Source organism: Acidobacteriota bacterium, from assembly GCA_028875725.1.
In the GTDB taxonomy this organism is placed as follows: Bacteria; Acidobacteriota; Thermoanaerobaculia; order Multivoradales; family Multivoraceae; genus Multivorans.
Genome location: JAPPCR010000015.1, coordinates 198,435 through 209,023, shown reverse-complemented (window position 1 = coordinate 209,023; position 10,589 = coordinate 198,435). Strand labels below are relative to the sequence as shown.

The following is a 10,589-nucleotide window of genomic DNA, read 5'->3' as shown; positions in this document are numbered from 1 at the left end:
GAACGCGCGGCGGGACGGCCCGATGATCAAGCTGCCGCCGGTCTCGGTGATCGTTCCCGCGCGCGACGCCGAGGCGACTCTCCCGGCGGCGCTCGAGTCCATCCTCGCCCAGGACTACGAATCGGGCTTCGAGGTCATCGTCGCCGACGGTTCGGAGAGCGACGGCACGCGCCAGTTCGTCGGCGGCGACTTCCCGGGCGTGCGCGTGGTCGCCAACCCCGACGGCTCGATCCCGTCCGGTCTCAACCGGGCCCTCGCGGCGGCGCGCCATCCGGTGATCGCCCGCTGCGACGCGCGAGCGGCCTTGCCGCCGGGCTACCTGACCCGGGCGGTCGCCGCCCTGTTCCGCACCGGCGCCGCCAACGTCGGCGGCCGGGTCCGGCCGACCGGCTCGACGTTCTTCGAGAGGGCCGTGGCGCTGGCCACGAGCGCGCCGATCGGCGCCGGCGACGCCCGCTACCGGGTAGGCGGACCGGAGGGTCCGGTCGACACGGTGTTTCCCGGCGTGTTCCGGCGGTCGGCGCTCGAAGCCGCGGGCGGCTGGGACGAGTCGCTGCTGCGCAACGAGGACTACGAGCTGAACTGGCGGCTGCGCGAGTGCGGCGGCATCGTGTGGTTCGATCCGGGCCTTGCCGTCGCGTACCGGCCGCGCGGCAGCCTGGCGGCGCTGGCGCGGCAGTACTTCGACTACGGGCGCTGGAAGCGTGCCGTTCTCGCGCGCCACCCGCGTTCCTGGCGGTTGCGGCAACTGGCGCCGCCGCTGTTGCTCGTGGCGCTGGCGGCTTCGGCAGCGCTGGCCGCGGCGGCGGGTGTGATCATGGCATTCGCGTCGACGGAGTCGGGGACCGGCACGGCGCTACTCTACGCGGCGGCGGCGTGCCCGCTTGGCTACGCCCTGCTGCTGCTCCTGGGCGCGGCGGCCGTCGGCCTGCGCCGAAGACGTCCGGAGGCGGGTCTCGTGCCGCTCGCGGCGGCGACGGTCCACCTTGCCTGGGCGGCCGGGTTCTTCGCCGGGCCGCCCAGGCGCGCGACAGGCGGATGAAGCAGGGGGTCGGTCTCCAGGCGCTGGAGCGCCCGTTGCGCCTTGCCGTGTTCGCCGGTATCGCGCTGCTGCTCCTGACGCCCTTCGTGGTCACCACGAGCACCATCTTTCCCTTCATCGTCGGCAAGGCGCTGTGGTCCCGCTCGATCATCGAGGTGGTGTTCGCGCTCTGGGCGGTGCTGGCGATCGTGGACTCCCGCTACCGGCCGCCGAGGTCCTGGCTGCTGGGCCTGCTCGGGGCGGGCTTCGCCGTCTCGCTGGTTTCGGCGGCCTTCGGCGTGAGCCCGCTGCGCAGCGTGTGGTCGACCTACGAGCGCATGCAGGGGCTGGTCGACGCGGCGCACTGGCTGGCGCTCGCGGTGGTTCTGGTTTCCGTGCTGCGGACGCGCGCGGCGTGGCGGGCGCTGCTTGCCGGCGTCGCGGGAACGGGCGCAGCGATGGCCCTGGTTGTCGTCGGTCTCGGGCTCGACGTGCATGTTCCTCTCTACGGTGGACTGCCGGAGCTCGATCCCCCGCGCATCGGCGGCCCCCTGGGCAATCCGACCTTTCTCAGCGGCTACCTGGTCGTGAGCCTCATGGTGGCGCTCGGCCTCGCGGTCCACGCCTGGCTCGCCGTCCGGGCCGCCGCGGCCGCTGCCGGCGCCTCGCCGCCCGGCGCCGGGGCGGCGAACCCGGCCACGCCGCGGCATGCGAGCGCGAGGGAGCGGAAAGCGTGGCAGCGCCGCGCGCGCGCCGCCCAGCGCCATGCCCCCGCGGAGCGGCCCGCGTCCTCCGGCTCACCGAGGGCCGCCTTCGCACTTTGGGCGCCGGCGGCGGCCCTGATGCTCTGGGCGATGACGCTCGCGGGCTCGGTCGGCGGGTTCGCCGGCCTGTTCGCGGCCCTGGCTTTCCTGGCCGTCGCCGGCGCGTTCCGGGCGCGCGGGCGCTTGCGGATGTTTGCCGCCGGCGCGCTCGTCGTCCTGCTGGGCGTCGCGGCGGCGGCCGGACTGCGGGCCACGGCCGGGGACCGGAGCGCGGGGTACCTGCCCGACCATCCGGTGGCGCGCTACGTGCTATCGACACACGTCACCCGCCCCGGCGTCCAGAGCCGTCTCGCCGCCTGGAAGGCGGGACTCGGGGGCTTCGCGGAGCGTCCGGCGCTTGGCTATGGTCCGGAGAACTTCATCGACGTCTTCGGCCGGCACGTTTCGGGCTACGGCGCCTTCGCCGAGCCGCACGACCGGGCCCACGGCAAGCTGGTCGAGGTGGCCGCGACGACGGGCGTGGCCGGCGTTGCCGCCTGGCTGGCGATGTGGGGGCTCGCGCTGCTGGCGGTCTGGCGCGCCGCCTGGCGGCTGGAGGCGCCTGAGCGGGCGCTCGTGCTGTTCGCGGGCGCGGGGTTGGTGGGTTACCTGGCACAGGCGCAGTTTCTGTTCGACACGCCAACCGGGTCGCTGCAGGCCGCGCTGCTGCTCGCCTTCGCGGCGGGACTGGAAGGTGTCGCGTTCGGAGATGCCCGGCGGTTCCGGCTTCCCGGGTGGCTGCGGGACCGCTGGCGGGCGCTGCGCGGGCTCAAGGCGGCGCGCGTCGCCCTTGCGGCGGCGGCGCTCGCCGCTACGGTCGCCGGGCTCACGGTCCACCGGTCTGTTCTTGCCGCGGCCGGCGTCGAGCACGTGCCCGACGAGTCCCGCCCGCTCGAGGTTCTGGCGGACGCCATCGACGGCTTCCCGCCGCTGGCGGACGTGCACCGGCGGTTGCTGCTCGAGGGCCTCGCGCTGGAGTGGTCGCGGATTCGCGCGGAGGACGGCGCCCGCGCCCGCCGTCTCCTGGAGCTGGCGGCGCGGGAGGCCGCGGAGGCCGAACGCGCGAGGACGGCGGAGTGGCGGATCCACCACGGCGCGGCGCGGGTGTTCGCTACCGCCGCTTCGACCGATCCTGAGCATCAGGGAGAGGCGGAGCGGTTCCTGGCCAGTTCGCGGGTTCTTGCGCCGAACCGCCCGTTGTTCGTCGCGCCGCTGCGTCCGCCCGATTCGCTCACCGGGGCGCGTCGGGCGGACGGTCGCTACGAACTGCGCTGGCGCTGGCCCGAGTCGGCCGGCTACGTCGCGATCGAGGAGTTCGGCGGCGGCGCTCCCCGGCGGTTCGTTCTCCACGCCTACGATTCCGCGCGGACCTCGTTCGTCCTGCCCAACGGTCGCGAGCCGGGCGTGCGGCGCTACCGCATCAAGGCTTGCTGGTTTCCCGGCCAGTGCAGCGCCACCGCCGAGTGGCCCGCCGCCGGGCAAGGGAGCGACGGATGAGCGGGCGCGAGGCCTGGAAGCGGCCCTTCGATCTCGCCTTCCTGACACTCGCGTCTCTGCTGCTGTTTCCGCTCTGGCTCCTGCTCGGCCTCGCGATCGCCGCCGCCATCCGCCTCGACGACGGCGGGCCGGTGCTGTTCCGCCAGGCGCGGCTGGGCCGCGGCGGCCGGGTCTTCGAGATCCTCAAGTTCCGGACGATGGCCGTCGACGCCGAGGAGCGGTTCGGACCGCAGTGGGCGGCCTGGAACGACCGCCGGGCGACCCGCGTGGGCCGGGTGCTGCGCCGCTTTCATCTCGACGAGCTGCCGCAGGCGGTCAACGTGCTGAGGGGCGAGATGAGCCTGGTCGGTCCGCGTCCCGAGCGTCCCGGCAGGGCCGCGCGGATCACCCGCTCGGTGCCGGGATTCCCGGAGCGTCTGACCGTGCGTCCGGGTATCGCCGGGCTCGCCCAGGCCCGGGGCGGGCACGACATCGAGCCGCGCGACAAGCTGCGCTACGACCGGCTCTACATCGAGGCGATGAGTCCCGGCCTCGACCTGAAGCTCTGCATGACCTGCCTGGCGCGGGCGCTGCGGGCCTCCCCGGCACGAGCCCGTCGCGGCTGGGCTGCCCGCCCGGCGCGGCCCGCCGTACCTTCCGACCACGATTCCGCCGGTGTCCACGGTTCGCGGACCGGGGGCTGAGGCGGCGGTGGGGGGCGCACCGCTGTCCGCCGCCGTGCGCGGCAACGACTGGCGCGCGGTCGAGCTACCGGAGTTGGAGGCGTTCGTCCCGGCGCTGCCGCTGAGCGTCGTCGTCCCCTGTTTCGAAGCTCCCGAGGCGCTGGAATTGACGCTCGCGGGCCTCGAAGCGCAGAGCTACCCGAGGGACCTGTTCGAGGTGATCGTCGTGGACGACGGTTCGTCGCCGCCGCTCGCGGTTCGCGGCCCGGAATCGCTCGAGGTGAGGCTCCTGCGCCGGGAAGAACGCGGCTTCGGGCTCGCGGCCGCGCGCAACGCCGGGGCGCGGGCGGCGGCGCACGGTGTCCTCGTGTTCCTGGACGGCGATGTCATCCCCGAAGCTGGTCTGCTCGCCGCCCACGCCCGGTGGCATCACTGCGTGGTGGACGCGTTGACCCAGGGCTTTTGCGGCTACGTGTCGGCGGCCGGGCTCGACGCGGCCGCGATCCGCGGGCGGACCGGCTCGCTCGCGGGACTGCTGGCCGGCCGGCCCTGGGACCCGCCCTGGTTCGAGCGCCACATGGCCCGGACGGACGACCTGACGTCGGACCACGAGGACCTGTTCCGGGCCGTGACCGGCAACAACTTCGGGATCCGCAAGGCGTTCTTCGAGGAAACGGGCGGCTTCGACGAGTCCTTCGACCGCTACGGCGGCGAGGACACCGAGTTCGGCTACCGGGTCTGGTGCCGGGGCGGCCTGCTGGTTCCGGTTCGCGAGGCGTTCGGCTGGCACCAGGGCCGTTGGGGAGAGGGCCGCGGACGCAAGGAGCGCGACCAGGATCTCCAGGCCGCGAAGCTCGCGGAGTTGATCCCGGATCCGGGCTTTCGCCGGCACGGCCGCGGGCCGGGCTTCGCGGTGCCGCGTCACGTTGCCGTCATCGACGCCGGAGACTCGCCGGCGAAGTGCCTGCGCGAGGTCGCGGAGCGTCTGCTGGCGAACCCCGGGGACGACCTCGCGGTGCGGATCGAGGCGCCCGCCGGCCGCGACGATGGCGACCGCCTTTGGCGGGTTCTGAGCGCGGATCCGCGGATCACCGGCGGGCCGGTGGGGACGGCCCTGGAGCGCTACCCGCACTCGCCGTTCCACATCGCGATCCCGGCCGGCGTCATGCCGCCCCGTGGCCTGACGGGGAAGCTGCGCGCGGCGCTGGGTCGCGGAGCCAGGGCCGAGGTCTTCCTGCCGGACGGCGCGCGGATCGTCATCACCCGAACCTGGGCGCTCCACCGCGCGCGTCGCGCCGGCGGACGCGCCGAGGACTATGGGGAGTCGGCCACCGTTCGCGCCTCCCGCTTCCGTTTTCTCGCAGGCCGTTCCGCCGCCCGGCGCGTTCCCCGCGCGCGCCGGCGGCGGGGCGGTCGGGCCGCGGCCGCGCGAATCCGGGACGAGGTCCGGCAGGTGCGCGGAAGGGCGGGGCTGCGCCGGTTTGTCGCCTGGCTCGCTTCGGCTCTGCGCTGGCGGCTGCGTGAACTGCGCGATCGCGCCGCGAGCGGCGCGGTGGCCGGCCGGAGATCGGGGCGCTGATCTCCCACCGGCACCGGTGTATCTACGTCAAGGTCCCGAAGTGCGCCAGCACGGCGATCCTGGAGTGGTTCGCCGTCCACGGCGGCGGCTGGCACAGCTACCGCCCCGACTGGTACGGAGGCCTGCTGGCTCAGCGCGGCCGGGATCTGGCCCGGCTGATCAACCTCTACCCCGACTATTCCACCTTCTCCTTCGTCCGCAATCCCTACGCCCGCTTCGTGTCCATCTGGCGGCACGCGAGGCGAGTGGCGGCCTCGCGGAAGCGCCTCTCTCCGGATTGGCCCGGTCCGGAGCGCTACGGCAGCCTGGGGGAGTTCGCCGAACTCTGCCGGGAGCTGCGCGCGGACTTCCGGAACCGGTGGGGCCGCGACGCCCGCGCCTTCTTTCGCGGCAACGCCGCGCGGAGGTACGGTCCCGCGGGAATCGAGCTGCGCCACCTGCGCTTCGTCGTCATCCACATGGCGCCGCAGACCGACTTCCTGCCGGACTGCAACCCCGAGAACCTGTTCGGGGTGCGCCGCGTCAACGCCGATCCGCTTTCGTTCATCGGCGCGGTGGAGACGATGGAGGTGGACTTCGCGCGGCTTGCAGCGACGCTGGGGCTGCCGGGCGACCGGCTGCCGGTGCGCAACGCCTCGGGAACGGACGGCGGCGGGTGCTACGCGGAGCAGTACGACGGCGCGGCGCGCCGCCTGGTCGAGGAGATCTACGCGGAAGATCTCGCGTTCACCGGCTGCGCGTTCGACGGAGCGCGTTCCGCGCCGGCCCGGTTGTTGGAGCGTGCCGGCGAGCGCCCTGTCCGGCGCCGTAGCCCGCGCACCCTGCCGGCGCGCGCGTGGCGAAGGCTGGCGGCGCTTGAGATCAAGGCCGAGGAACGCCTCGTCCGCTGGCCGCCCGCGGTACGCCTGTTTCGCCCCTTCAGGGTTCTGCGGGGTTTCGCCCGGTGAGCAGTCCGTGCCGACATCTGCGAGCCGCACGGCGAGACGGCCTGCCTCCAGGACTCTCGCGGACGCTGCTTGCGGCTCCGTCCCTGGTGTTCTGGGCGGCCACGGCATCTGCGCAGCCCGTCATCGAGGCGCCGGCGGTTCCGGGTCTGGCGCCGCTGAGCGACGTGCCCGTGCTGGCAACGCTGCCCATCGACGCCGCGGTGGCGGTCGCCGCGTCCAGCGTGGAGAGTCCGGCGGGGAGCCCGGTCCGGTTCGCCGAGCCCTTCGCGGTGGAGGCGGGAACTGCCAGCCACGGGCGCTGGGAGACCGGCAGCGATGGACGGTACGCGGTTTGGCGGTTGCGGGTGGTTTCGGAAGGGGCGGTGTCGCTCAACCTGGGCTTCGGTCTCTACCGGATGCCGCCGGGCGGCCGACTGCGGATACACACGCCGGACGGCCGCGGGGTCGTCGGTCCGTTCACCGAGGCGGACAACGAGGCGCACGGCGAGCTTTGGACGCCCGTCCTGCCGGGCGACGAGGCGGTGATCGAGGTCGTGGCGCCAGTCGACCGGATCGGGGATCTGGTCCTGCGGCTGGACACGGTCAACCGGGGTTTCCGCGACCTGACGGACGTCTCATTCCCAATCCACGGCTCCTGCCACATCGACGTGACGTGCAGCGAGGGGGACTCCTGGCGCGACCAGATCCGCAGCGTGGGGCACTTCACGACGAGCGGCGTCTATGCCTGCTCGGGGGCGCTGGTGAACAACACGGCGGAGGACGGCAGGATGTTCTTCCTGACGGCGGCCCACTGCTTCACGGACCCGAGCGCGCAGGCGGCGAGCGTGGTCGTGTACTGGAACTACCAGCGGCCGGCCTGCGGGACCGGAACGGCCGACCGCAACGACAGCCAGAGCGGGGCGGCGCTTCGCGTCTTGCGTCGCGATTCCGACATCGCGCTGCTGGAGCTGGACGACGAGCGGGACCCGACGCACGATCTCCATCTGGCGGGCTGGGAGACGCGTTCCTCCGCGCCGGCTTCGGCTGTGACCATTCACCATCCGAACATCCACTTCAAGTCGATCAGCATCGAGAACGATCCTCTGACGCGCACGCGTGAGAACGAGCATTCTCCCACCGGAAACGGCAGGTTCTGGCGAGTGGCGGACTGGGACTCGGGCTCGGTCGCGAACGGGTCGTCGGGCTCGCCGTTGTTCAACGGAAACGGCCGCGTGGTCGGGGCGCTCGCGTCAGGGAGAGCGCGCTGCGGCAACAGCGAGGCGACCTGGGCCGGAGCGCTGTCGGCGGCGTGGACCTCCGCCGACGGTAGCTCCGCGAAGCAGCTCTCGGACTGGCTCGATCCCGGCGGTACGAAGGCGAGTTCGCTCGGCGGCCTGGACGCGAACGCGCCGCGCCGCCTCCGCGCCCTCGATGACAAGGCGCTGAAGACGCCGGCCGTGGGCGAGGCGGGCGAGCCGTTGACCGTCGATCTTGCCCCGTTCTTTCGGAGCTACGGCGCCCTGACCTACCGGGCGTCGTCGTCGGACGAATCGGCGGTGACGGCGTCGGTATCGGGCTCCTCGGTGAGCCTGACGCCGGTGTCCGCGGGCAGTTCGACGATCACGGTGACCGTCGCGAACGCCGACGGCTCGAGCGACGCGGTGACGCGGACGTTCCAGGTCGCCGTCGGGGCGAACCGCTCGCCCGAGACGGCGGGCACGCTCGCGGCGCCGTCGCTGAACGAGGGCGGCACGGCGCAGGTCGCACTGGCGAGCGCGTTCGCCGACGGCGACGGCGACTCGCTCACGTACGCGGCTTCGTCGACGGACACCTCAGCGGCGACGGTGGCCCTGTCGGGTTCGACGGTGACGGTGACCGCGGTGGACGGCCCGGCCAAGGCGACGATCGACGTGACGGCGACGGACGCCTCCGGTTCGAACACGAGGGCGCGACATCGATTCGAAGTGACGGTGCTCAACGAGCCGCCCCGGGCGGTGGGTTCGCTTGCGGACGTCGCGCTCCAGGTCGGCGACGGCAACGAGACAGTGGACGTGGCGGCGGCGTTCAGCGATCCGGAGGGGGAGACCCTGACCTACGACACGAGTTCCTCGGCGCCGGAGGTGGCCCGGGCGGCGATCTCGGGCACGCGGGTCACGCTGACTCCGGTTGCCCGCGGCAACGCGACGATCACGGTGACGGCGACGGACGCCGACGGCTCGGGGGAGTCGGCGGCGCAGACGATCGCCGCGCGGGTGAAAGGCGCGCGGGGCGTGACCGTGTCGACCGACTCGCTGGCCGTGTGGGAGGGGGCGACGGCCACCTACACGGTGGCGCTCGACTCCGAGCCGACGGGAGAGGTGACGATCACGCCGTCGGTCGCGTCGGGCAGCGACATCACGGTGTCTCCGTCGTCGCTGACGTTCGACGCGTCGAACTGGGAGACCGCGGGGACGGTGACGGTCCGGGCGGCGGAGGACGACGACCTGGCGGCGGAGTCGGCGACGGTCCGCCACGCCGTCAGCGGCGCCGACTACGGCTCGGTGAGCGCCTCGTCGCTGAACGTGACGGTCCTGGACGACGAGGCGCCGGTGCTGTCGGTCGCCGCGGCGTCGGCCGGGGAGAGCGCCGGGTCGATGACCTTCGAGGTCACGCTGGACTCCGAAAGCAGCGAGCAGGCGACCGTGGACTGGGCGACGTCCGACGGCAGCGGCGTCGCTGGCGCTCAGGCCGGGGCGGACTACACGGCGGCGAGCGGGACGCTGACGTTTGCGGCGCGAACGACGTCGGGGCGGATCGTGGTCGCGGTCAGGGACGACGGTCACGACGAGGAAGAGGAGGAGACGTTCCTGCTGACGCTGCGGAACGCGCGGAACCTGACGCTGGAGGGCGGCGTCCTGACGCTGGAGGCCGTGGGGACGATCGAGGACGACGACATCCCGGCGGTCGTGGCCTACTGGTCGGGCGCGCGGAACACATCGAACTCCGTCTACGAGAGCGGCATCCTCTCCATCTACGAGGAAGTCCTGCTCGACAGGAAGCCCGAGCGTGACGTGAGGATCCGCTGGAGGCTGGCGGGGCGCGGCGGCGCCGAGCCGGCCGACTACGACGTCGATCCGGCGCCGCCCGCGGTGCTGGCGTATGGCCCGGACGATCAGGATCGATTCGCCTTTGACATGCAGGCGCGGGACGATGAACTCGACGACGACTGCGAGTGGGTCGAGTTCAGCCTGGAGTCGTTGACGCCCGGCGTGACCGTGGGCGGGCCGCTGAGGGTCTGGATCGTCGACGACGACGGCGCGACGGTCGATTGCAGCAACAGGGTCGATCCCCCTGGCGGCGGCGGCCCCTCTCCGCCGCCGGAGCCCGAACCCGAGCCCGAACCCGAGCCGGAGCCCGAGCCTGAGCCCGAGCCTGAGCCCGATGTGCCTCCGACCGCGGCATTCTCCGTGGAGGGCGCGGACTGCGACCAGGAGCTCTGCCGCGCGCTGACCGGCGAGGCACTGCGTTTCACGGACACGAGTTCGGGGACCGTGCGGTTGCGCCGCTGGGATTTCGGCCACGGGACCACCTCGCGGTCCGCTTCGCCGGTCCACGCCTGGTCCTCGCCGGGCTTCCACGAGGTGACTCTGGAGGTGAGCGACGGCACCTCGCCCTCGAAGGCCCGGCGGATGTTCCTGGTCGAGGCCGCCGAGCCGAAGGGAACGTGCGTGGCGGACGCGGAGACACTCTGCCTGGCTGACTCCCGGTACGCGGTGGAAGCGGAGTGGTGGACGGGTGAGGGCCGGTCCGGCGCCGCGAAGGTGGTGCACGCGGGGACGAACGACTCGGGGATGTTTCGGTTCTTCGACCGGGACAACTGGGAGGTGCTGATCAAGGTGCTGGACGGTTGTTCCGTGAACGGCCATGTGTGGGTGTTCGGCGGTTCGACGACGGACCTGGGCCACGTGGTCCGGGTGACCGACACGGCGACCAGAGCGGTGAGGGAGTACCGGAACGAGCCGGGCACGCCGGCTGCCGCGATCACGGACGCCAGGGCATTTCCGGGGGGTTGTCGGCGGTAGCTGAAACCTTCAAAGCGAGAGATCCGCGAGCCCTCATTCC

General features: G+C 73.0%; 6 protein-coding genes. All 6 read left to right on the top strand.

The window, feature by feature from the left end; genetic code table 11:
• Positions 1 to 22: 22 nt before the first annotated feature.
• The 6 genes from OXI49_12465 to OXI49_12440 all read left to right on the top strand — a co-directional run bounded on the left by OXI49_12465 (position 23) and on the right by OXI49_12440 (position 10,549).
• A complete protein-coding gene (locus OXI49_12465) occupies positions 23 to 1,042 on the top strand; it encodes a glycosyltransferase family 2 protein (GenBank protein MDE2691321.1) in 1,020 nt (339 codons plus the stop codon).
• Entirely contained in the window at positions 1,039 to 3,321 is a 2,283-nt protein-coding gene (locus OXI49_12460; protein MDE2691320.1) for an O-antigen ligase family protein, read from the top strand. The genes OXI49_12465 and OXI49_12460 overlap by 4 nt, the downstream gene beginning before the upstream one ends.
• Positions 3,318 to 4,004: a sugar transferase gene (locus OXI49_12455; protein ID MDE2691319.1), complete on the top strand. Its 687-nt coding sequence runs from the start codon at positions 3,318 to 3,320 to the stop codon at positions 4,002 to 4,004. The genes OXI49_12460 and OXI49_12455 overlap by 4 nt, the downstream gene beginning before the upstream one ends.
• Positions 3,976 to 5,562, top strand: a complete 1,587-nt coding sequence (locus tag OXI49_12450) for a glycosyltransferase (GenBank protein ID MDE2691318.1) — start codon at positions 3,976 to 3,978, stop codon at positions 5,560 to 5,562. Before OXI49_12455 ends, OXI49_12450 begins: the two co-directional genes overlap by 29 nt.
• Before the next feature lie 56 nt (positions 5,563 to 5,618).
• A complete protein-coding gene (locus OXI49_12445) occupies positions 5,619 to 6,509 on the top strand; it encodes a sulfotransferase family 2 domain-containing protein (protein MDE2691317.1) in 891 nt (296 codons plus the stop codon).
• Between the two features lie 86 nt (positions 6,510 to 6,595).
• Entirely contained in the window at positions 6,596 to 10,549 is a 3,954-nt protein-coding gene (locus tag OXI49_12440; GenBank protein MDE2691316.1) for a PKD domain-containing protein, read from the top strand.
• Positions 10,550 to 10,589 lie beyond the last annotated feature (40 nt).